Here is a 23,106-nt window from a genome sequence, read left to right on the forward strand (position 1 = left end):
ATATATCAACCATTACAAAGAATCATTAATGGGTGGCGCATTTCCCACAATTTTGAAGGGTTAATGTACGGTATAACACTTTAGTTGGTTCATCCACACGTCACAAAGTTTTATAATGAAATCATATAATTGAATGTTCGAAGTGTTCGTTGGCAAAAAGGCTTAAATCACGCAATTGAATTGAACTCTTTAAGAATCGTGATGAGAACAAATTGAAAGTAAGTGAAATTGCAGAGATGACAAATGTGAACAGAGCCAAATTATATAGTAAGGTAAAGAAGTAATAATAATGAAAAGAGGAAAATACCTGCGCTATCAATTATGAGATAGGGAGTATTTCCTCTTTTTTATCTTTTCTGGAGACCTAGTTGAAATAAAATGAAACCATATCGAATTATTACCACCATCACAATTACAATATTGCTCTACCGTCCCCAAAATCTAAAATAAAATATTCATGATTTTCATTTACAGTAGAGTCTATAATGATAAAATTAAAGTGCTACTAAATATCTAATTAATTCCTAGGTATTACTAATTAAGAGTGTTGAAATTAATGGGGATTATTAGATATGGATTGTTTAAATGAAAAATTTTATTTTTGAAACATTGACCAATTAGATTCAATTTATAACAAGCGGGGGTATTTAGATGATAAAGAGTAATGGCTTGGAAATAGATTTAATAACTAAAGGTAGTTGGGCAGTTAACACAGCGAAACATATAGTAGATATAAAACTAGTATAATAGAAATGATTTAATGGTAAAATTTATATATTATAAGTTGTTGGGATGGTGAGATTATGGCTATTGCAAGAGAAGTAGGGCAACAAAGCAAAGGATTTACATTACAAAGACTAAGAGCTGTCAAACTTTTAATTGAAAATATGTTAAAAAAAGAAGATACATACTTGTATGCAGCTACAGAATATTTTGATGACGTTTACTTTAAATCGGTAGATGGTGAAGAAGTAAGTGAAGTCTCAGAAGGGGATAAGAGTTATGCTTCTGTAAAAGGTTTTTCATTTATGTCTGTTGAAGTAAAAAATAGTTTAGTTAGTTTTTTTGATTATTGGTTCAAGAATGTTGAAAATGATAATTTAATATTTTGTTTCTATACTAATGTTGGAATTTCAAAAGAAAGAACAAGTGAGTTAACAAGAGCTCTAAATATTGAACTACCTGACAAACCAATTCTTGAAAAAATTATTAACAAGAGGTATGAGCATGATTCAGAATTTTTATTAATAATAAAAAAAGTAATAATAGATGAGTATGAGAAGCAATATATCTCCAAGGAAGATAAGGGATTTACTGATGAAATAAAAAAGTTATCAGATGGTTTGTGGAAGGATTTCCTAAATAAAATTGACTGGAAATTTAATGAAGAAGATGAAAAAGAGCTGAGACAGTCCTTAGAAAAGGATATTTCAAAATTCTCGAATGACAAAAGAAATTTAATTGGAAAAGAGAAGTTCGTAATATCTGCTTTACTAGTCGAGCTAGAAGAAAGGCAGACCTCAACAGATTTAGTAAGTCGATTGCTTACTAATGATAGAGTGGAAAGAATTATGTACGAAATTGCAGTAGAGCAAAGAAAAATAGACGACCCAATATATGATGTTTGGGAAGAAATGGAGTCCAACGATAAAAGAAATTTAAATGATAAAATTAAAGCAGTATATCCAGAATTTAGTGATAAATTAATTGGGATTTATTCAAGAAGAATAGGGAATATAAGAGCAGAGTATAAAACGGTTCTTAGTAAGCATAAGGCAGCATACCAATATCGAATTTTTGATGTGTGTGATGAAAAATTATTTGAATTAATAGAAGAAAATGAACTTGCTATTAATCAAGATTTATTAAAGAAGTGGATTGAAGAATTAAAGAAATGTGCAGAAGAACACATAGAGGAAATGTCTAAAGATTTTTATTACCCATTTAAAAATAACAAGAGTATTGAAGGCGCAGTTTTAGAACTGTTTGATAGTTGCTACCTATCATTTGAAATGGGGGATTAAATTGAAAAACAATATAAATATAAAAAAAGAAATTATGTTTTCAAAAGAAGATGACTATAATTATATAGCTTATCATATTTTAATTATTCTAGATTTTTTTGAATGTAAAAGTAATGAAAAAAAATGGGTTGATTATAAAAAAATCATTTATTTATATCAATTTATTTCTAATGAATCTTTATTTGAGTTAATGCAACGAGCAGTTAATCAAGATTTCAAAATAGATAATGTAGATTACGAAATTTTAAAAGATAGCTATACTAATAGCTTTCTAAAAAAACAGCTCGTTTTATTAGTTATTATAAATTTAGAAAGAAATGGTCTTATTTCAATTGAGAAGAATGTTACAAGGCTGACGTTAGATATATATATAAATGATTATGAAAAACTACATAGTTTAATTAGTAATCCGCTCTTTGAAGAGGAGAGAGAAAATTTAAAAGAAATCAAGAAAATATTTCCTCAGTTAAGAACTATGACATTAAAAACATTTCTAGAAAAAATTTATAAAAGAAATGGAGTGCAGTTGTGGGAAGTTTAATTATAGAGCAATTAATTTATAGTGGAGAAAAGTATCATTACACTTCGCCAATATTGAAAAAAGGTATTCAAATTATTGAAGGTGCAAACGGCGGAGGAAAAACTACTTTTAGTTCATTAATTTGTTATAGTTTCGGTATGTACATAAAACAGTTTGATTTTAAAGAATCTGAATATCATGAACAAATAAAAGAAGATACAAATAATTATGTGATACTAAAAATTAAAATTAACGAAGTAAGCTATGAATTAAAAAGATACTTTAGTGAAAAAAATAGTAACGTTATCTTTGTTAGTGGTAAAGAAATAAGTGAGTTTTATTTTATAAATAGAAATGCATTAACAAATCCAACAGATATAATATTTTCTGATTGGATTCTAAATAAGTTAGATATAAAAGTTTTTGATATATTTCAAGGTACAAAACAATTTAAAATAGGCTTATCAGATTTATTCAGATTAATTCATTATGACCAAGCTACTACTCCTAGTAAAATTTATAAAGAACATAGAACTGATAATAATTTTGTTTCCGATTCAGAAAATATAAGAAAAGTCATTTTTGAAATATTGATGGGGTACGGCTTCGCGGATTATTATCAACAAATAGGGGAATATAAAAAAATTGAGAAAGAAAGGAATGTTAAAAAGACTTTATATGAAAACTATAAACAATTGAATTTTAAAGGTGAAGAGCCTGATTTGAACTATAATGACATTCCAGAAACTTTGGGTAGTTTAAACAAACAATTGGATAAGATTGAATTATATAGAGATAGTATAAATAAGCCTAAAGCTAAACTAATTGGATTAGATTTGTTTTTACAAGAGAAGAGAGCTGAACTATATAAAATAGAACATGAAATATTAGAAATTGCTCATTATCATGACAATTTAATAGAGGAATTAGGGAAATTAAAAAAAGTTAATGAAGATTTAATAAGAGATGTTATACAAATTAAGAAAATAATTATTACAAATGATAAGCTAAGTATTTTCTCTAATAATAAATGCCCCTGTTGTTTGAAAGAAATTATAAGGGAAGAAAATCAATGTGTTTGTGGTGAAAACTTAGAAGATGAGTTCAAAAAATACTTCTATACTTCAGATGAATATTTGAGCATATTAAAATCTAAGCAAAAATCAATAGAAACTATTGATATTGCGATAGAATCTGTTGTACTTGAAATTCAAGAGAATGTAGTGAAGTTGAGATTAACAAAAGTACATAAAGAATCTTTACTTCATGATATTACCCAGTTAGAAAAAGATTCTATTGGTTTAGGTGATGTGAGTTCGGTAATAGAAATTAATGAATTGAATAATTTAATATTAAATATCAAGAAAAAAATACAACAAACTGAACAATTTGAATTGCAAGTGCTACAACTAGAGAAATTATTAGAGGATTTTAAAAAAGTTGAACTTAGATTTTCGAGAATGAAATCCAAAATAAATGCTATGGAAAAAAGCCTTTTCAAAAATATGCAAGAAAAATTAGGTGAGTTTTCTGAAATCTATTTAGAATTAATAAAATCAGTTGACGATAATATAAATAAAGTTGAGATGGAAGAAGATTATTTACCAATATTGAATAATGGCGTCTACATGCAAGCGAGTTCATATGTTTTGAGACGCATGGTATTTTACTATACTATGTTATATTTTAGTATAAAGGATGAAAATATTAAGTTTCCTAAATTTATAATAATGGATACACCAGAAAACTTAGGAATTGATGAACCAAAATTAATAAGTTGCATTAAATTATTGGATAAAATAAATGAATTAAGTTTAGATAAGTATGGTGAATTTAATTACCAAATAATACTAACTACTGGGATTGATAAATACCCTAAAGAATATAAAAATTATGTTGTTGATACTTTATTAAAGCATGATAAATTATTGAAAATAGTCGAATAGTTTAATTGTGAATAATTGGATAGTTTAAAAAATTCTATTAACAATGTTTTCTGCTTTTATTTTTACTGTGTATTTTATTAATTGAAAATGAAAAAATGGTCACCTAAAAACAGGTGACCAAAATATCAACAAAAATAGGTGGATTGCTATACAACGTTTGATTTTTTTATTTGAAAAGTTTGATAGTGAAAGTGCCTTTAACCCAGTCATATCAAGCACTTTCTATCCTTACAGCAAGTGACCATATCATTACTGGCGAAGTAACATCATCTGAAGAACGTCAATTAACGTTTAACGTTTAACGATATGATGATTGCGAAAAAAGGGCAATACACCCTTAACACTGTATGTTAAACAAATCAAAATAGTGAAAGTAAAGAAAATAATCACTGTAAAGTAACAAGGGTATACCACAAGCTCTTAAAAGTGTCCATCTGTGTGTTTGCGTCAAGGAGTAAAATCATCGTTTAGTGGACTTATAGTAATCGTTTACATGGAATTAATTATCGAGATAGTTGTAGTTGAAAATAGAAAAGCGTTAGCTGAATACATTAGAAAAGAATTAACAAGTCGAAATAAAGATTTGAACGAAGTTCAAAATAAAAAATATCAAGATGAAATTCAGTTGAGAATTTGGTGTCCTTAATGGAGGGGGAAAACTTGAAATTTGTATATTATAACGATACTGGAAGAGAAGTAAGCATACATCCAGCAACCGAGGTACATGGCACAAAATGTGATATGTCAACAATTCAACCATTAGAAATGCGGACTTTTATTCTACCTGAAAACACATATCCTTGGGTGAAAATGTGGGATTATGGAGAAGCAGATGGTCTTAGTATTTTAGTCTCTCCTGAAAGTGAGGAGTAAAATTTTCATGTTATTAAAAGTTAATAATGAAGGTCGGATTGTGGATGAGAGTCATACATGAAGTCACAGGAGTACCACGGGACGTTCGTAAAAGCTGTGTTAAAATCATTTTAATGGTAATGTTGACCTGTAAATCTCATACGAATTGAGGTTGCTTATGAAACAATTCCTTTTAATAACTAATTGATATACAATGGAATCAATAAGGTCTTTGAACCTAGTTCGTAAATATGTAGTACTCTCTAGTGGAGAAAATCGTTAAGTATTTAATTATGAAAAGCTCTCAATTGCTTGTGGCTCTAAGGTCTGGCTATTGAAGCGTGAATCCTAAATAGGCAAGATACACGCGTAGAAGCTTGAGTATTGGAGTTTCTGGACGCGGGTTCGACTCCCGCCGTCTCCATAAGACGAAATCATACGATTTCAATGAGTGTCAAAATCCTTGATAAATAAGGGTTTTGGCACTTTTTATATTTCAATGAATTTCAATGAATATCATTCGAACGTAGTCAAAAACGTAGTCAAACGTATTCAATTTTAAAAGTTGATATAACTTTCAAATTTTTGAATAGCAGCTTCCTTTGCTTTTTCTGTTACATGTGCGTAAATGTTCATAGTTGTTTGAACGTCACTATGTCCTAAACGATCTTGAACTTCTTTAATACTTGCACCTGCTTCAAATAGAAGGGAACAGTGTGTATGACGTAAACCATGTGTGGTGATAGTATCAAGGTTGTATTTAGTTTGAACTTGAACAATCCATTTGCGAGTTTTTGTAGGCTGTAAAAAATCGTTTGTTTCATTGCTGAAAACAAGTTGTCCTGATTTCATGGTATTAAATCCAAGCATTAGGTAATCTTGCTTTTGCTTTTTACGCCACTCTTTTAGAATCACCATTGTACGCTCATCCATTTTAACCGTACGTGCAACGCCAGTTTTTGTTGATTTTACATATAATTTATTGTCTTTACCACGTGAAAGAGCTTTTTTAATACGAATTTCATTTGTGTTAAAGTCTAAATCATTCCAAGTAAGAGCCAACGCTTCACCTTTACGCATACCGCTAAAGGCAAGTAGACGAAATAGGGTATAGGCTTTTACGTTATTTTCTTTTTCAAAACATGATAAAAATTCGATTAATTGTTCACGTGTATAAAAGTTTTCTTTCTTTTCTTCTATACTTGCTTGTTTCTTTTTTAAAGCAGTTGGCATATCAACAAGTGCAAATGGATTTGTTTGAATATAACCACGTTTAATAGCAAAGTCTAACACTTTAGCAGCGTAAGATTTAACCATACGGAATTTTTTCAACTTATTAGACCATTCATATACATGACGTTGACAAACATCAATCGAAATTTTTTCGATTTTATAGCAACTCATAGCAGGTAAAATATGATTTTTGAAAATTCCAGTTGTTTTTACAAATGTACTTTCTTCAACTGTATTTTCATATTGTTTAACCCATAAGTTATATATGTCTTGATACGTTTCTGGTTGTTGCTTTTGATAGATACCTTTATCAATTTCTAATTTAATACGTGCAAGTGCTAACTCCGCTTCTTTAAAAGTTTTAAAACCACGTTTTGTAGTTCGTTTTTGTTTTCCAGTAAGTGAATCAGTACCGATATAAATTTGAAATTGATAACGTTTTTCTCCATTTATTAATTTATAGCTTTCAATTGTAGATGATTTTTTCTTTGGCATGATAATTCTCCTTCTATATAACGTTGCAGGGGCAAGAAATAAAAGAAGAGGAATTACCTCTATTGCCATTATACCCGGACATTAAAGGCAAAACCTCTTTAAAATTTAATTAGAAGCTATGAGTTTCTAAAAAATTATCAATTTCTTTACGAGATACTCGCTTTATTCCTTCAACTTGACATATTTTCAATCCCATTTCTCGGAATTTCGTAAAAGTATTATGAGATACACCTGCATATTTAGCTGCTTCAGCAAGAGACATCCATTCTTTATTAGATGATAAACCTTCTTTGATAGCAGTTATAATTGTTTCTTTAGAAATATAGAAATCGTTCTTATTAGTTTGAGTGTTTGAATTCATACAAATTATTCCTTTCAATTTAATCTGTTTTCCTGTTTGTATTGATTAAATACTTCTTTGGCCTTTTACTAATATAGTTATAGGCATTTAAACCAAAAGTGTAAAAAGAATTTAAAAAAATCTAAAATTAGGGTGCATTATTAGAAGTTTTAGCTATATAAAACTCTTTAATAATTTCAAACGAAAAACGGAGTGGATGTAGGTATTTATAACTGTCATTAAGTGTTGAAATTGATTCAACTTTAGAAGTAGTCCTTAAATAAATTAATTAATAAAACACCTTATAATGTTAAAATATACAAAAATTGACAAGTTATTACTAATTTAGTATAATTGTTTTATTATTATAAGAAAGGATACATCAAAGTGAAAAAAAAGTATTATACTCAGGAATTTAAAGATATGATAGTAAATCGACATTTTTTAGGAGCAACAGTAAAGCAACTTTCAGAGGAATTTGGTACTACTGAACGATCAATCTATAACTGGCTTAAAAAAAAAGAATCACCAATTAGAAATGTTCAACTTTCAATTGATAAAATTAGTGAGGATAAAATCACGGTTTCTAATAAAGATAAAGAATATCTCAAATTAAGACAAGAAAATGAGATATTAATTAGTGCAATTAAGGCGCTTATTCAAGGTGGAAATATAAAAATAAGTATTTAAAGAATAAATTATTGTTTTACTTAACAGTAAATCCTAGTTGTACAGCTATTTGTTTAGCATTAAATAATTTCCCACTTCCCATAAATATTTCTTCTTCTTTATAAATTGAAAAAGAGTTTTACAGTAATTATAAATGGTCTATTGCAGCATTCTAACTACTGTTGAATTTGAACTGGTGAATTTCAACAGCTCAAAAACAGCAACTACAAAGGAATATATATATAAAGAATATCTAAAAAATAATCTTCTATAAATTTTATAATTTATAGAAGATATTTTTACTTTAGTTGAAACATGTGTAACAAAGAGTTTCAGCTAAAAGAAAAGATAATATTTATCCATTTAAAATAAGATATGAATATTATTTTTATTATATTCTCTCTAATTAAGTGGCATTGTGTTGAAAGATAAAGTGTTAAAAGCAACATTTTAACGATGCACAGAAGGTATAAATATAAAGCCATTTAAGGCCTTTTTAATCGTTTTTAACATTACAACTATGCTATAATTTTTGGAACTTCTGGAATGTAACGTTATACGGTATGTTTTTCTTGGAATAAAAAAACACTCAAGTTAATGAGTGCTTACACTAATAATTTCAAATTTTTGTGCTTCCATATCTATTATTAAGGCCAAAATTGCAAATAGATTTTTTTTGCTATCCTCTAATTTCAAAAATGGTAAAAGGATAATCAAGCCATCTTTCAATATATATTTTTCATCATTAATATCAATAATAAATTCTTCAATACGAGGATCAATTCCAATTAATTGATTTAATTTTTGCAAAATAAAATCAAACTCTATGTTAAATGATCCGGCCAATTTTTTTAAACTAATTTTAATTTCTTCCATAATAAAAAATCTCCCTTTTACTTTTCAATTTTGATTTACACATAGGTTATAGGCACTCAAAACAAATTTGTAAAAGAGATTTTAAAAAATATTTAATATAGGATTCGGCACAAATGGCGAATCTTTAAAACTACCATTTTAATGATAGGGAATTTAACTATTCCTTTTTTGCTTTCTTGAAATCATCACAAAGATAAATAACGAACAAAAATCAGTATGATTCAGTATGACAGAGTAAAACTTTAAATAAGATATGAAAAAAATTCCTTAATTATGATAATATGTACTCATCTAATGATAGGGGGAAATTATCTAATGAAGAATAAATCATTCATATTTTCAATTGTGTTAATTGTAGCTTTTATTTCATTTTTACCAATTAATTCAAATTCTTACGTTCAAGCGAAAAGTGAAATCGGGAAAATATCTACTTACGTTGATTTTGGAGGTGTAGAAAATTCAGGAATTTACAAAAAAAACCAAATATATAATCTGAATAATGGGTTAAAAATTAATACGAAGGCGAGTAATGAGCAACAAATTTTCGTGAAAAAAAATAATAAAACGGTTTGGAAAGAACTATTTGTTTGTGGTGGTGTTAGTTGTTCTTTTCAATATGCACAAGCAAGTAATGGTAATTTAATATTAGCGTATACAACATCTTACCGTGCAATTGGACAAGGTATCGTTGGAACAGACGTTTCGATAGTGGGTATTGATAAAAATGGGAAAGTGAAATTTAAGAAAGATTTTGGTAAAGATGGAGAAGTTGTAGTTGAATTTAATTCTACATCTAAGGTAGCTATAAAAAGAAAATATAAAAAGAAAACTATGTCTATTTATGGAATGACTACCAAAGGTGAGTTTAAAAAATATTAATAGAAATGATTAAAAATCATAAATGAATCAGGTTTATATTCATTGGTACTAGGTTCAAAACTTCCTTAAGCACAACAATTTAAACGCTGGGTTACAAAAGCAACGAGAGTATACTTTTCTGTACACTCTCGTTTTTATGTATTATTTTAGTTGTTTCATAATTTCTGCAATTGGAAAATATGGGAGGCCAATCTCATTTTCTTCTGCTTGGTCTCGATTAAATGATACAGTTCCAACATCTTCAAACTTGATTGTCAGCGTATCCCAACCATCTTTTTGTAGTAATGCATCCGAAATAGAAGAATAGCGAGATTCAGCTACATCTTGTGTAGATAATCCATTTCCTCCTACTACTTTGACAGTTGCTTTAATTTCATTTTCTGTACGCTTGTAATCTATTAATTCATCATCGAAACCAATGTTGTCATCAATAATTGTTTTTTCATTTTCCTTTGTTACTTTCACTTTTTGCTTTGTTACTTCATTAGTTGTTTCAGTTGAAGTATCTTCTGACTGCACAGTTGCTTTGTCTTTTGAAGTATTTTCTGCATCATCACTACAACCATATAAAGCAAATGCAGCAAAAACAGGAATTACTAATGCTAGTTTTCTTTTAATCATAATTACCCACCTTTTCCTTAATTGTTACTATTTTACCATCAATAATAGCTTTATGTATCGCTTTTAACTGCACAACTATACGCAAAGGCATTTTAAAAGGCCTTATAAACGCAATCTCAATCATTGAAAATAAAAAACACTCATGAATTTGAGTGTTTTAATTTATCAAACAAATTTAATTTCAATATTTTCAAGAGATTCATCTTTTATATCTTCAAAATATTCTTTAACAATTACTTCATTACTTTTTAAAGTAACTAACTTTATTAAAGTGAAATATCAAAAGTCTTTCGTTGTTGAGATGTCATAAATTGTGCCACGAATTCTAAATCAATTGGACGAAGTGTAGCAATTTGTTCTTTTTCACGTTCTTTTCGTAAACTAACCGAAATAACACTCTTGAATGCTTGTTTTCCCATTTTATCAAGGGTTGGGTAAAAATTATATAGACTTTTTAATTGTCTAGGCGTTAATTTTCCATCTTTTTTAATTTTTGCAGCAATGTCTTTATAAAACTGATTATTTGAATTAGCTAACCTCTTATCTAATGATTCATTAAGAATTTTTTTAAAATATTCTTTTTTATCTTTTGATAAACGTTTTTCATTAACAAGATTACCCTCTGTATCGTAAAAATCTGTTTTAAAATCGTCTGTAAATTTCTTAATACATTCGGAGCCGACAACCATTATATTTTTGTTTAGTTTATTTATAATAGTATATTCATAACGAATTTCCTCATGGTTACACAATTCACATTCGGCTTCACAATATTGATTATCCTCTAACCCTTTATATAACCATTCTTGACGTGCCTTTTGGAAATTCTCTTTTTCCTCACTCTTTTTAAAAAGGTTTTCCATTGCACGTTTTACCCAACTAGTATCCATTGTTATTCCTCCTTTTATATTATGTTTTTTACTATTATATAAAATTTTACATATAAAAGTCGGAAAAGCAATTATCATGTAATCTATTGCAATTAAAAAAGGCAGCATGAAAGCTACCTTAAAAAATATATATTATCTTTTAAATATTGTTCTTCTAATTGCTTTTCTAATTCATTTATCCTGTCAAATCCTAGAAACTCAATACATATTCTACTTAACAGTATTGAAGTTTCCTCTAATTCTCTAATTTCTTTCATAATTTCTTCAATTTTCATTGTGCTTCAATCCCTTCTAATTATCGAGCGTGTTAAACGCTCACTAACTGAAGCCATTTAATTTAATTAAATCTTAAAAAGGATTATCAATGAAACATTAATATTATAGCATAGTTTTACTCCAAAACTTCAATTTTCAAGTCTTTAGGATTAAGAATATATTCAAGATTTTTATATTTTTCATGTGTATTAACGTTCATAGCTTCAACTTGAAAGATAGATAATATATCATTCTTTGTTGCAATTGTTTTATATACATGCGAGCCTTCAAATTGATTAGCATATAAACCAGCAATTTCAATATCGTTAGTCCAACTCATAGCATCTTCCAATCCTTCAATACAGCCTCTATAAAGCTTTATAGGTTCTTCAGGTTGTTTTATATCACAATTGCTTAAATAGCCTGTTTCAATGAATCTATCAATCCAAAAAGCCATACCATGAATAAAAATACTATCATTATGAAGCCAACAATAAATTAGATATTCTTGTTTTTCATCTATTGATAATGTATTCCACCATTTTTCTAAAAAATATGGTTTATCAATATCAAAGGCTATAGTGATTGCATCATATGGCGTTGTAGCTGCAGTAGCACGCTCTCTAGCACGTTTAAATCTAATCCAGTACATATTTTCCTTAATAGTCATAGGCTTGCTAATATCAAACCCTAGCTTACTTCTATAGTAGTTATGAAATTCTTGTAATTGTTCATCCATAATAAAAAAAATCTCCTTTTACTTCAATTACTATAGTTATAGGCAATCAAAGTAATTTTATAAAAAGGATTAAGAAAATTTCTTATGAAAATAAAAAAGGCAGCAAATGCCACCCTTTAAATTACATATACACGAAAAATATTATTCAATATTTCCTAACTTTTTAGCAATTTTAGCTGTCGGGAAAAATGAGCCGAGAATATCATTTGTTTCAGCTTCATCACGATTAAATGATACTTCTCCTACATCTACAAAGTTAACAGTAAGTGTTTGCCAATCCTCAACTTCTAATAATCCACCACTAATACTTGAATATCTACTTTCAGCCATATCATTAGGTGTTAGTAAATTATTTTTATCCAATTCAATAGTAGCTTTAATTTCACTACCTTTATTTGAAAAGGCTACTAATTTATCTTTTTCACCAATATTTTCTTTAATGATAGATTTAAAATCAACATCATTAGATTTCTTTGTAGTTGTTTCAACTTTAGGTTTTTCAGATTTACTTTCAGTCTGTTGTGTTGTTTCTGGTGCTTTATTTGTTTCAGTAGTTTTTTCAGTTTCGCCACATGCAGTTAGTAATGAAACAGCTAATAGACTACTAAGTAGTATGTATTTTTTCACATTTTCACCCCGTTATTTAACATATAATAAACATAATAGCATACATAAATAAAGAAAATAATAGCTTTGGCTGATGTAGCGATAGCTGCATTAGACAAAGACAGTGAGCATTAGTGTTACTTGTAACACGTTGAGAAACTATTATTACTAATAAATAGTAAGTCCATGCTATCGCATGTCCTGTTCACAAACTAAAGTTTGCTCACCATAAGTAATTTTTAATCTGAACAATATAAGACAATATAAGATTGAATTAATTAATATGAATTAACTCAAAAATAGTTCATTATAATAAGTCATAAATTGTTGTTGCTACTTTATATACACCATCCACAAAAAGTGTCCATTTTCTTTTACATTTAAATTTCGCATGCCTATAACTCTTTTATCAATATTGAAATGGAGATAGGTTTATTATGAAATATCTAACAGAAGAATTTAAAGAAGAACATTTTAAGGAATGGAACAAACAATATAACTGGGGAATTTTTAGCGAGTGCGGAAGCGGTAAAACATCACTTATTTTAGATTCATACCTTCCATTTGCAGCACAGGAAGGATTAACTGTGCTTTACTTATATAATCGTAAATTATTGGGGAATCAATTAAAAAATAAATATGAGCACATATATAAAAATCTGAAATTCATGTCATATCAAGAATTAAATATGTTAATAAAAAACGAAACAATTAATGCATATATCCCAATTGAATATGATGTTTTAATTTTAGACGAATCGCATTATTTTGTAATGGATGCCTCATTCTCTTTTGAAACTATGTATAGCTGGAACTATATAAATGAATGTGATTCTTTAAAGATTTTTTTAACAGCTACACCTGAACCCTTGAAGGCTATTCAACATCTAATGACAAGACCATTAAAAACATTACGTGAAGTCGATAAAATGAATAATAATATTGAAAAAATCCTTTTAACTATTGATGATGATGTGATTAAGAATCAAGAAGAACAATTTTTGAAAAATAGTTTTAACGTTGTTGAGTGGCAAAATGACGTTGAAAAAGTGAAAAAATCCAAAAAAATGTTTATTGAACTAGGGTATAAATCAGTTGCAATTATTTCTGAATATCATAAGCAATCTGAAATAACCGATATTGATATAAAACACCAATTAGAACATGAATATAAAGATAATGAAGGGAATTTGTTACCTAATATGAATTTTGATTTTCTCGCATGTACAAAAGCAATTGATAATGGCATAAGCATGTATAGCGATAAAAACACTCTTAGCGTTCATTATGGTGGTGTTATTGATTTTACTACATTGGAACAAAGTCGTTCACGTTGTCGTGAAATGAAAGGCAGCAAAGTAACAATACTTATTAAGATTCCTAATAGAAAGCATGTTGTAGCGAAAATTAATCACTATGAAGATGAATTAAGCTGGTTGAAAAATCATAAAGAATGGTACAAAAAACATGGCAAAGAAAACCAACCTTCATACGTTTATTTTGAAGTTGATGAAAACAACAATTCTAAACTATGTATAAATCATATGAAATTGGCTTATATCGAATTTTTCTTAAATGAATATAAATATTTATATCAAAACTTTGATAGCATTATTAACGGCTATATTGATGTTTTAAGCGATAAATATCCTAATAAGGAAATACAAGTGCTAAATCGTTCAGATGCATATAATATTGATGAAGTATTAGAACGATATATAAAGAATGATGATAGTGTTCTATTAACTGAAGATCAAATGAAAAATTTACGATTGCAATTGAAAAACTATAAATTAGATAAGCAAAACCCTAACCGTATTCCTAGTTTGAAAACAATTAGAGATGAAGTTAAGAAAAGTAAAAAGTATACTATATCAGCTAAGAGAATTACCGAAAACGAGAGAAAAGTAACAAGGTGGTGCATCAAAAGAAAGGAAACTTAAGTCGTTAAATAAAATATTTATTTTAATTGGAAAAGGCAGTTATTAAATTGTCTTTTCTTTTTTACTGACTGTAATAGTAAGTAATTGGTAGTCGCTCTTAACTCCATAATTAATATTATATTTACCAAAACAATCAGGGCAGTTTTTCGTGCCCCTTAAAAAATTATTAGGAATAGCTTCAAAATGACAACCGCAACTGTGTTTCATATCAATTTTTGTATGATTATTTTTATATTTACCTAAAACTTCTTAATCATCACCATACATATTAAATACATCTAGTTTAGTTATTTTTTTAAAACCTGATTTATGACATTCGGGGCAATGAATATTTTTCTTTCTTAAAATTACTTGGAACTGCTCCCCATTTATAGCTACATACATTATGTTTTATTTCGACTCTTGTTAAAATATTTATATATTTTTAGATTACATAAGTATATTTCAATATTCACCGAATTTTCGAGTTTTGGGAGGATGACTATGAAAGTAGATATGTCTGCTATCCGCAAATGAAGAGTGTTTTTTTCTTTCTAAATAAAGGGGGATATAAAAAATATTATTAGTTTGTATTTTTTCACCATATAATTTCTTTGAAAACATTACGAAGAAGCATTTGTAGGGATAAAAAAATAATGCAATAATTAGGATAAGAGATGATGGAAGTAACTTTAGCACTTACACAGGAAAATAAGTTTAGATAGTTATTATAATGAACGTAGTTAGAGGACGAGTCAAAAGTTAATGTTAGTGCATCGATTGTAACATTAGAATGGTGTGACATTAAATATAATAACAATTATGTACTCATACAAAAAGAGCAATAAGCAATCTAATAGTGCTTATTATAGCTGTTGATCTCAGAACGAAATCAATTAATTTAGTTCATTGTAAAAATCTGCAAAGGAAGGTGACTTTCAACAAAGCTGTATACGTAAATGTCTTTCTGGAATACCAAAAATGCATAAAATTATTTTGTAGAAGCGTCTTAAATTTCATTAAATTGTAATTGGTAAGCCGCCAACAACTATTGAGTGGGAATAGAATTCAAAAAGCTAGGAAAGCCTATTTTATAGGTTTTTCCATGCTTTATTTATTTTATAATACCCAAAATGATACCTCTAAATAAAATATAGAAATAATATAAGTGGAAAGTGGTTATTTAAATACAATTATTGTTAATGTTGTGTGGAATAAGTGGTAGAATATAATATAAAATGATATTAATTAATTTTAATTTTCGTTAAAGAATCGTGAATAGAGGTAGAAACATTGTGAGTAATTATCAAATAACTGGAAAAGAAGTAGATACAGATTTTATGGTTAAAGATTTTCTTGATTCAATAGGAGTTTCTTATTCATATCAAAAATCAACAATAATAGAAGTAGATCAGGCATTAGTAGGAGCTAGTAAATCTCAAAAAGGTGAAGGGAAAGGAAATCCGGAATATATTTTCATTTCTGGAGGACATCTATTTATTATAGAAAATAAAACAGATATAAAGCAATTAGAGTATACGAATAAAAATAATGTTGTTATTACAGAATATCCATATCGTAATGATTATGCAGTAAACGGGGCTGTTCATTATTCTAAACATGTTGTAGATAAGACTAGTTTTAAAGAAGTTATTGCAATAGGTGTTGTAGGTAATAAACATTACTATGAGATTCAACCCTATTATGTATCGAAGGATGAAATCAGAAAATTAAATAGGATAAAAAGCTTTGAAGATTTCTCACCAGAAAATATTGAAGAATATTGGCGAGTAGCAATTAAAGGCGAATTACCTAAAGAGGAACGAGAACTTCAAGAGGTTACGAAAGTAGCAGTAGACTTGCATGAAGATCTAAGGAATTTTGGGAATTTGTCAAATGATTACAAAGCAACTGTAGTGTCTGGAATTCTTTTAGCATTAGAACAAAAAACATTTTCAATTGAAGACTTGAAGGGCTTTGAAGATGATGGTGCCAAAGATGGTGATAAAATTTATAATGCTATTGAGATGTATTTAAAAAGCATAGATTATAATGGAAGACCGGCCAAATACGGAATTTTGTTAGAAAACTTTCTCTATATAAAAAATGACAAAACTTTAAATAGAGTTAATCCAAGTTTAGGGAAAACACCACTAAAGTATTTTGTAGAACAAATTGAAAAAAAGGTATACCATCATGTTAAAAGCCAAAATCATGATATAGATATTCTGGGGAAATTTTATGGGGAATTTGTTAAATATGGAGGTTCAGACGGGAACTCACTTGGGATCGTTTTAACACCTCGTCACATCACTTCTTTAATGTCAGAGCTTATTGATATTGAACCAGATGATTATGTTTTGGATCCATCTTGTGGAAGTGGTGCGTTTTTAATTAGTGCAATGCAGCGTATGATTTCTCAAGTACAAAATAAACAAAGTTTAAATTCCAAACAAAAGAAGGAACTGATAGAGGGAATTAAACAAAACCAGCTATATGGAGTAGAATTACAAGGGAAATTATTTACGATTGCTACTACTAATATGATTTTAAGAGGAGACGGAAAATCAAATCTATATAATGGAGATATGTTCCATCTACCAGATGATGTTTATAAAAAAGATATAATTAATGATAGAGAGAAAGAGAAATACAATTTTATTACTAAGGTTTTAATGAATCCACCATATAGCCAAGCCAAGACTAAAGATCTATCACACCTTTCTGAAATTAGTTTTATTAATACAGCTTTAAAAATGATGGTTAAAGGTGGCAAATTAGCTGCCATTGTTCCTATAAGTACAATGGTTGGGAAAACAAAAGAAGAAAAAGTATATAAAAAGGAAGTTTTAGATAATAATACTTTAGAGACTGTGATTACTTTGAATACAGACACTTTTCATGGTGTAGGTGTTAATCCTTGCATTTGCATTTTTACTGCTGGTATTCCTCATAACTTGAAAAAGAAACGTGTAAACTTTGTAGATTTTACTGATGATGGATATGAGGTTAGAAAACATATTGGATTGATTAGTAACGGTACTGAAAAATCAAAGAGAGAACATTTAATTGATGTATTAAATGGTAATGCAGATGATGGAACTAAATTTATTGTGAAAACTACTATTGCATCTGAAGACGAATGGTTGCATAGCTTTTATTATTTTAATGAAGAAGCTCCCCAAGAAGAGGATTTCGAAAAAACTTTGGCAGATTATTTAACCTTCCAAGTCGATATGTATAGTCATGGTAAAAGCTATTTATTTGAAGAGGGTGAGTAAATGTCGAATGAAATATTGGAATCTAAAAATTGGCGATCATTTTTCTTGAATGAAATCTTTACTATTATTAAACGAGGAAAACGATTGACAAAGGCTAATCAGCTTCCGGGAAATATACCCTATGTTTCAAGTACCGCTTTTTCAAATGGCATAGATGGATTTATTGGCAATCGAAAAAATGTACGTAAATTTTCTAACTGTATAACTATTGCTAATAGTGGTAGTGTAGGTAGTGTTTTTTATCACGACTATGAATTTATTGCTTCTGATCATGTAACGGTACTTAGTAATCCGACCCTTACTAAAAATCACTATTTATTTTTGGTAACAGTTTTAAGTAAAATTGGTGATAAATATTCTTTCAATAGAGAAATTAATGATTATAGAATAAAACGAGAAAAAATCATGTTACCGGTTGATGAAAATGAAAATCCAGATTGGGATTTTATTGATGAATATACTCGTATGAAAAATCAAAAAATGAAAAATAAATTTGAATTTCCGGAATTAAATGTTGTAAATGACTTTAAAGAATTAAAAGATGTTAAATGGGGAGAGTTCTCATTAAATGAAATCGCTAAAGTAAAAGGTGGTAAAGACTGGCCGGAGAAAGATAGAAAGAAAGGTATTGTTCCGTTTGTTGGATCTGCTTCTGTAGGGAATGGGATAACAGACTTTGTTAATCCTACAGATCGTGAGAAGCAAGTAGATTCTAATGTTATCGGCGTGAATCGAAATGGTTCTGTTGGATATACCTTTTATCATAGTTATGCTGCTTATTTTTCAGGAGATACTAGATTTTTAAAATTGAATATTCATAGTGACGATAAGTATATTAATTTGTTTGTTAAAACGATGATTCAAGCTCAAAAAGATAAGTATGCATGGGGATATAAAATGGGTACAGAAAGAATAAAAAGACAAATAATTCTTTTACCAGTTATGGAAGATGGTAAAATTGATTATGGTTTTATGAGAGAATATATGAAACGAATAGAGAATAAGGTTCTTTTAAAATGTAAAAACCTAGAGGTTTAAAATCAATGTTCAAAGAGACAGAAAAGGTTCATAAGAACTCTTTCTGTCTCTATTTATATAAAAAATTTAATTTTAATATTTAAATTATATATTTCCGTGAAATTTAGTTTTCTTTGGATGTCTCATATTTAATTGATCCACTCATATTAGCAATTTCAAAGTTTAGGATATAAATGCGAATAGGTACTTAATGTTGTTTTAATATCTTCGTGTCCTAAACGATCTTTAATAATAAGAGGATTAGCATTATAACCATTAATTAAGAATAAAGCGTGTGAATGAAGATATGGTTAAATAAAAAATTTAGTATTATAAAATCTTGCCCCCGCAACAAATTTTTATCAAACGTAGTCAAAAGCGTATTCAAATATTTTATACTGCAGTTAAAACCTCTTATAATAACTGATATTGTAGTACTTTATAGAGAAACGGGTTCGACTCCCGCCGTCTCCATATTTAAATTTAGCAGTAGAAATGCTGTTAAATCAACGTTTAAACAAAGTTAGGGTGATTTGATAGGAGTTATACTCTTATTGAATTGCCCTTTTTTGTTACTAAAGGAAATTACATTATTTATATGAAATCTGTTTATAAACCTTCTGATTCCAATTTGAATTAGGGGGTTTTTTATTGTCTAAAAATAGGAAGCACGGCGTTATGCTATTGAAGAAATACAATCGAGAGTCATTAAGGGTAATAAAAGTTGGACGCCTATAAGCTTTGGAATGGAAGTTGTATTTAAACAAATGCAGTTAACGGTTAATAGACCGCGGACAATTCCTGTATTTCAACAATTGGATAAAGGATAACTTTTTAAGGTGAAAGCCTTCTACGAAACAAGACGACTAGAAACCTCGTCAAGCACTACGACGCTGAATGATCGTAGTTACTTATTGTCTATTACTCTTTTTTTGAGTTTTAGACAGTAGGTAACAACTCTGAGCCTATTTCCTGTTTGCGCAGCTATTCTGCAGAATGGGGTTTATTTGTCAACCTATAAATATTCGAAGAGTAAAAGATTTTTTAGCAATTGGATAATAAGAGATGTATGTGACTTAGTCTTAGACAAACTTACTTACTAAGTTAAAATTTAAATAAATGAGCCAAACGAAATAACTTAAAATTATAGCCCATTTCAGATTGTATAGGATTTCAAACAATATAATATAATATTACATTTATACTAAATATTTACAAATTCGTTATTATGATATAAAATGTAAGATGTAATAAAAATTAGGGGGTATAAAATTGAAAAAATTAATTAGTATTTTATCTATCTTTTCTATTTTTTCTTTACTTGTGTTATTAATCCCAACGCAAGCTGATGCTGCATCAACTGGTACGGGACCATACAGAAAGGCATTATCAAATTCAGGTTATTCGTGGATGTCTACAAATGTTTACATACCTGGTGGGAATGACGTACGTTATGGTAATACTACTGACACAGGTTATATTTATTTAGGTGGACATAATGGTTCGGTAGAAGTAGATGCGGGATTACAACATAGTCCAACACTAGATAATTGGGCCCCGTTTATTTCTGTGAATGGTACTCGCCCTTCAAGTGGTACGTCAACAACTCGTTTTAAAAGTGGACAAACTGTTTTTATGAAGTTTTATGTAACATCTGATAATACTGTGGAGCTTAGTGTAAGTGGAATTGCTACAGATGGGGTTAAGCGTACAGTTGTGTTAAATGCTACTGCAAAAGGATGGAAAAAAAGTGGAACAGGCAATTCATTAAAACGTGTAACGTCAATTGCACAAATTGGTGGAGATAATTTTGCTTCTAAATCTTATATGAAAAATGTGTATTGGTCAGACGCTACAATAGGAACAAGTTCTACTTCAAATGCAGTTTGGTCTGGAGTACATACGAATTCTTTCAATAGCTATCAAGCACCTTATGTATCAGTTCAATATGTAAATCAAAGTCAAGAAACTGTAAACATAAATTTAAACTAGAAAATTATTAATCATGCTAATGAGGCTGGTATTCCACTGCAGAAAAAGAAATCGCATAAAAAAGCGAAGTAAATAAAAAGAGCGCCTAGCTTTATGCGAAGGCACTGAAAAAGTCCATAAAATGAATTTTAGCCATGGCGGAAACGATTAATCGTTTCTGCCATGGCTTTTTCTTCGAGGCCGTTAATTTCACTACGAGGAAAAGATCAAGTTGGTCATAGCGATGCCACTGGAAAAGTCCATTTAGTATATAGAAGATAGCCCATTCTCGCTAAAGTCGAGGATGAGCTATCTGTTTTTCTGTATAATAGATGTACTAATTCCAGGTAGTGTTTTCGACGAAATATTGTTTCTATAGCGGTAGCAATGTATTGTTATACGTTTGCATGTCCAAATAATTACTACTCTCTATTTTTGACTTATCAGATGTCGAAGTTGTTGAACGCTTTAAATATGACATTATCTTTAAATATTCCTGAGATATGGCGTCAGAAGACCCCGCCAATTAATAAAACTTCACAACATCTTCAAAAGGTAAGAATGTTCTTTCTCCTGGTTGTTCGTTTGGTTCACCAAATGGCATTTGTGCTACTAAGCTCCATTCTGCTGGGATATCCCAAGTTTGTTTTACTTCTTCATCAATAATTGGGTTATAGTGCTGCAATGATGCACCGATTCCTTCAGAAGTTAATGACATCCATGTTGCGTATTGCAACATTGCACTGCCTTGATGAGACCAAAATGGGAATTGTTCTTTATAAGATGGTGCATTTTCTTGCATTGTTTGTATTGTTTTTTGGTTTTCGAAGAATAGTACTGTTCCTACTCCATCGCGGAACCCTTGTAATCTTTCTGCAGTTGCCTCAAAATTCTCTGCTGGTACACGAGAGCGTAGTGTTTCTTTTACGATATCCCAAAATTTGTCATGTTCATTTTCCATTACTACAACGATACGTCCACTTTGCATATTAAATGATGTCGGAGCATATAAAGCTGTTTTTAATAGTTCACTGATTCTTTCTTTTGTAATGTTTTCATTTTTTTTCACCTTACGAATAGAACGGCGGTTAATAATTGCTTCTTTTAAGTTTGTTGTAGATAATGACATATTAATTCCTCCAAATAAGTTTAATTTTAAAATAATATAAAAACACATAGATTTTTCTGACAGAGCAAGCTGTTATTTAAAGTAAGGAAATACTTACAAAACTCCACTGTAGTTTAAATCTAGTATTAGCAATTCCCATTTATATCGCATTGCATGCCATCAAAGTCACTTGTTTGCTTTTTTTTTAATTCCTTATCAATGACTTGAGCTAATCTTCCTTTGCTGGCTAATCCTTGAATCACTTCATCACCAATAATAAACGTTGGCACAGCCATAATTTGCGCTTCTTCATAAGCGTGAGTTAGAGCTTTTTGATGAACCTCGCGATATTTGCGTGATACTAAAGCGTCCTTAAAATCATCCATAGACAAACCAACTTCACCTGCTAAATTTGTTAATACTTCTACGTTCTCTATGTTTTGTTCCTCTTGGAAAAACGCAGTAAATACTCTATGGTGAAATTCATTTCCTTTTCCATGTTCTTTTGCGAAATGACATCCTTCAAATGCCAAGTTGGTATATGGGTGTGGAGAAACACGTGGTAAACGCATGTCAACTCCTAGTTTTTTTGCAGTAGGTAGGATAAAGGAATCCCATGAACTTAATTTATCAGGTTCTTTCCATGGATCGATTTTAGAATGTGGACTTGGACGTAATTCAAATGGCATCCATTCTACTTCTACGTCTTTTTCCTTTACAATCTCATCTAAAGGACCTTTACCTAAAAAACAAAATGGGCATATAAAATCCGAATAAGCTTTAATTTTTACAGTCATCGTATATTACCTTCCTTTTTTAGTAGTAATAGTACAACGTTGTAACAGACTAAGTTACAACATCT

The 23,106-nt window shown here is 29.1% G+C and carries 20 protein-coding genes and 2 pseudogenes; 11 read left to right on the forward strand and 11 right to left on the reverse strand.

The features are described 5' to 3' along the window. The first annotated feature begins 803 nt into the window (after positions 1–803). The 5 genes and pseudogenes from MKY02_RS03725 (at position 804) to MKY02_RS03745 (ending at position 5,363) form a co-directional block, all read left to right on the forward strand. Positions 804–2,024 carry a hypothetical protein gene (locus MKY02_RS03725; RefSeq protein ID WP_340710641.1) on the forward strand — a complete coding sequence of 407 codons (1,221 nt, stop codon included), beginning with the start codon at positions 804–806 and terminating at the stop codon, positions 2,022–2,024. 1 nt (position 2,025) lies between these two features. Then, positions 2,026–2,565, forward strand: coding sequence for a hypothetical protein (locus MKY02_RS03730; protein ID WP_340710643.1), 540 nt, complete (start codon positions 2,026–2,028; stop codon positions 2,563–2,565). Continuing rightward, on the forward strand, positions 2,553–4,490 hold the full coding sequence (locus MKY02_RS03735) for a hypothetical protein (protein ID WP_340710645.1): 1,938 nt from the start codon (positions 2,553–2,555) through the stop codon (positions 4,488–4,490). The genes MKY02_RS03730 and MKY02_RS03735 overlap by 13 nt, the downstream gene beginning before the upstream one ends. A 212-nt stretch (positions 4,491–4,702) precedes the next feature. Next, positions 4,703–4,792, forward strand: a pseudogene (locus MKY02_RS03740) (purine-nucleoside phosphorylase); the annotation flags it as partial. A gap of 358 nt (positions 4,793–5,150) precedes the next feature. Beyond that, positions 5,151–5,363: a hypothetical protein gene (locus MKY02_RS03745; protein ID WP_340710647.1), complete on the forward strand. Its 213-nt coding sequence runs from the start codon at positions 5,151–5,153 to the stop codon at positions 5,361–5,363. Between the two features lie 537 nt (positions 5,364–5,900). Here MKY02_RS03745 and MKY02_RS03750 read toward each other — a convergent pair. Both MKY02_RS03750 and MKY02_RS03755 read right to left on the reverse strand, forming a co-directional pair. Beyond that, the gene (locus MKY02_RS03750; protein ID WP_340710649.1) at positions 5,901–7,070 is read right to left on the reverse strand and encodes a site-specific integrase; all 1,170 of its coding nucleotides are present in this window, start codon (positions 7,068–7,070) and stop codon (positions 5,901–5,903) included. A gap of 109 nt (positions 7,071–7,179) precedes the next feature. Then, positions 7,180–7,431 (reverse strand): helix-turn-helix domain-containing protein, encoded by a 252-nt coding sequence (locus MKY02_RS03755; RefSeq protein ID WP_340710651.1) that lies wholly within the window; start codon positions 7,429–7,431, stop codon positions 7,180–7,182. Between the two features lie 366 nt (positions 7,432–7,797). Between MKY02_RS03755 and MKY02_RS03760 the strand changes: the two genes are divergently transcribed. Further along, positions 7,798–8,100, forward strand: a complete 303-nt coding sequence (locus MKY02_RS03760; protein ID WP_340710653.1) for a helix-turn-helix domain-containing protein — start codon at positions 7,798–7,800, stop codon at positions 8,098–8,100. 573 nt (positions 8,101–8,673) lie between these two features. Here MKY02_RS03760 and MKY02_RS03765 read toward each other — a convergent pair. Beyond that, positions 8,674–8,955: a hypothetical protein gene (locus MKY02_RS03765; RefSeq protein WP_340710655.1), complete on the reverse strand. Its 282-nt coding sequence runs from the start codon at positions 8,953–8,955 to the stop codon at positions 8,674–8,676. A gap of 315 nt (positions 8,956–9,270) precedes the next feature. Here MKY02_RS03765 and MKY02_RS03770 point away from each other — a divergent pair, with 315 nt between their 5' ends. Beyond that, entirely contained in the window at positions 9,271–9,834 is a 564-nt protein-coding gene (locus MKY02_RS03770; protein ID WP_340710657.1) for a hypothetical protein, read from the forward strand. A gap of 141 nt (positions 9,835–9,975) precedes the next feature. Here MKY02_RS03770 and MKY02_RS03775 read toward each other — a convergent pair whose 3' ends face one another. The 5 genes from MKY02_RS03775 to MKY02_RS03795 form a co-directional block, all read right to left on the reverse strand. Beyond that, positions 9,976–10,455 (reverse strand): hypothetical protein, encoded by a 480-nt coding sequence (locus MKY02_RS03775; protein ID WP_340710658.1) that lies wholly within the window; start codon positions 10,453–10,455, stop codon positions 9,976–9,978. 266 nt (positions 10,456–10,721) lie between these two features. Continuing rightward, positions 10,722–11,345 (reverse strand): hypothetical protein, encoded by a 624-nt coding sequence (locus tag MKY02_RS03780; RefSeq protein WP_340710660.1) that lies wholly within the window; start codon positions 11,343–11,345, stop codon positions 10,722–10,724. Positions 11,346–11,458: 113 nt separating this feature from the next. Then, entirely contained in the window at positions 11,459–11,620 is a 162-nt protein-coding gene (locus MKY02_RS03785) for a hypothetical protein (protein ID WP_340710662.1), read from the reverse strand. A gap of 116 nt (positions 11,621–11,736) precedes the next feature. Then, complete coding sequence (locus MKY02_RS03790) at positions 11,737–12,339, reverse strand: hypothetical protein (protein WP_340710663.1); 603 nt, start codon at positions 12,337–12,339, stop codon at positions 11,737–11,739. 141 nt (positions 12,340–12,480) lie between these two features. Next, on the reverse strand, positions 12,481–12,966 hold the full coding sequence (locus MKY02_RS03795; RefSeq protein WP_340710664.1) for a hypothetical protein: 486 nt from the start codon (positions 12,964–12,966) through the stop codon (positions 12,481–12,483). 416 nt (positions 12,967–13,382) lie between these two features. Here MKY02_RS03795 and MKY02_RS03800 point away from each other — a divergent pair, with 416 nt between their 5' ends. The 3 genes from MKY02_RS03800 to MKY02_RS03810 all read left to right on the forward strand — a co-directional run bounded on the left by MKY02_RS03800 (position 13,383) and on the right by MKY02_RS03810 (position 19,186). After that, positions 13,383–14,888 carry a DEAD/DEAH box helicase family protein gene (locus tag MKY02_RS03800; RefSeq protein WP_340710665.1) on the forward strand — a complete coding sequence of 502 codons (1,506 nt, stop codon included), beginning with the start codon at positions 13,383–13,385 and terminating at the stop codon, positions 14,886–14,888. A 1,319-nt stretch (positions 14,889–16,207) separates the two neighbouring features. Continuing rightward, positions 16,208–18,148, forward strand: coding sequence for an HsdM family class I SAM-dependent methyltransferase (locus MKY02_RS03805; RefSeq protein ID WP_340711675.1), 1,941 nt, complete (start codon positions 16,208–16,210; stop codon positions 18,146–18,148). After that, a complete protein-coding gene (locus MKY02_RS03810) occupies positions 18,149–19,186 on the forward strand; it encodes a restriction endonuclease subunit S (RefSeq protein ID WP_340710666.1) in 1,038 nt (345 codons plus the stop codon). It begins immediately after the preceding gene. Between the two features lie 106 nt (positions 19,187–19,292). Here the strand turns inward: MKY02_RS03810 and MKY02_RS03815 are convergent. Next, positions 19,293–19,467: pseudogene (locus MKY02_RS03815) on the reverse strand (site-specific integrase); the annotation flags it as partial. Positions 19,468–20,437: 970 nt separating this feature from the next. Here MKY02_RS03815 and MKY02_RS03820 point away from each other — a divergent pair. Continuing rightward, on the forward strand, positions 20,438–21,157 hold the full coding sequence (locus tag MKY02_RS03820; RefSeq protein WP_051448803.1) for a YrpD family protein: 720 nt from the start codon (positions 20,438–20,440) through the stop codon (positions 21,155–21,157). Positions 21,158–21,662: 505 nt separating this feature from the next. Here MKY02_RS03820 and MKY02_RS03825 read toward each other — a convergent pair. Beyond that, a complete protein-coding gene (locus MKY02_RS03825; RefSeq protein ID WP_340710667.1) occupies positions 21,663–22,265 on the reverse strand; it encodes a nitroreductase family protein in 603 nt (200 codons plus the stop codon). Between the two features lie 125 nt (positions 22,266–22,390). Beyond that, entirely contained in the window at positions 22,391–23,041 is a 651-nt protein-coding gene (locus MKY02_RS03830) for a DsbA family oxidoreductase (RefSeq protein WP_340710668.1), read from the reverse strand. Positions 23,042–23,106 lie beyond the last annotated feature (65 nt).

It is taken from the genome of Viridibacillus sp. FSL R5-0888, assembly GCF_038009105.1.
GTDB lineage: Bacteria > Bacillota > Bacilli > Bacillales_A > Planococcaceae > Viridibacillus > Viridibacillus arenosi.

Excerpts from the sequence above, each read along its gene's own strand:
- MKY02_RS03725 (WP_340710641.1), top strand. The coding sequence starts at position 804 with ATGGCTATTGCAAGAGAAGTAGGGCAACAAAGCAAAGGATTTACATTA.
- MKY02_RS03750 (WP_340710649.1), bottom strand. The coding sequence starts at position 7,070 with ATGCCAAAGAAAAAATCATCTACAATTGAAAGCTATAAATTAATAAAT.
- MKY02_RS03755 (WP_340710651.1), bottom strand. The coding sequence starts at position 7,431 with ATGAATTCAAACACTCAAACTAATAAGAACGATTTCTATATTTCTAAA.
- MKY02_RS03765 (WP_340710655.1), bottom strand. The coding sequence starts at position 8,955 with ATGGAAGAAATTAAAATTAGTTTAAAAAAATTGGCCGGATCATTTAAC.
- MKY02_RS03770 (WP_340710657.1), top strand. The coding sequence starts at position 9,271 with ATGAAGAATAAATCATTCATATTTTCAATTGTGTTAATTGTAGCTTTT.
- MKY02_RS03775 (WP_340710658.1), bottom strand. The coding sequence starts at position 10,455 with ATGATTAAAAGAAAACTAGCATTAGTAATTCCTGTTTTTGCTGCATTT.
- MKY02_RS03780 (WP_340710660.1), bottom strand. The coding sequence starts at position 11,345 with ATGGATACTAGTTGGGTAAAACGTGCAATGGAAAACCTTTTTAAAAAG.
- MKY02_RS03785 (WP_340710662.1), bottom strand. The coding sequence starts at position 11,620 with ATGAAAATTGAAGAAATTATGAAAGAAATTAGAGAATTAGAGGAAACT.
- MKY02_RS03790 (WP_340710663.1), bottom strand. The coding sequence starts at position 12,339 with ATGGATGAACAATTACAAGAATTTCATAACTACTATAGAAGTAAGCTA.
- MKY02_RS03800 (WP_340710665.1), top strand. The coding sequence starts at position 13,383 with ATGAAATATCTAACAGAAGAATTTAAAGAAGAACATTTTAAGGAATGG.
- MKY02_RS03805 (WP_340711675.1), top strand. The coding sequence starts at position 16,208 with ATGGTTAAAGATTTTCTTGATTCAATAGGAGTTTCTTATTCATATCAA.
- MKY02_RS03810 (WP_340710666.1), top strand. The coding sequence starts at position 18,149 with ATGTCGAATGAAATATTGGAATCTAAAAATTGGCGATCATTTTTCTTG.
- MKY02_RS03825 (WP_340710667.1), bottom strand. The coding sequence starts at position 22,265 with ATGTCATTATCTACAACAAACTTAAAAGAAGCAATTATTAACCGCCGT.
- MKY02_RS03830 (WP_340710668.1), bottom strand. The coding sequence starts at position 23,041 with ATGACTGTAAAAATTAAAGCTTATTCGGATTTTATATGCCCATTTTGT.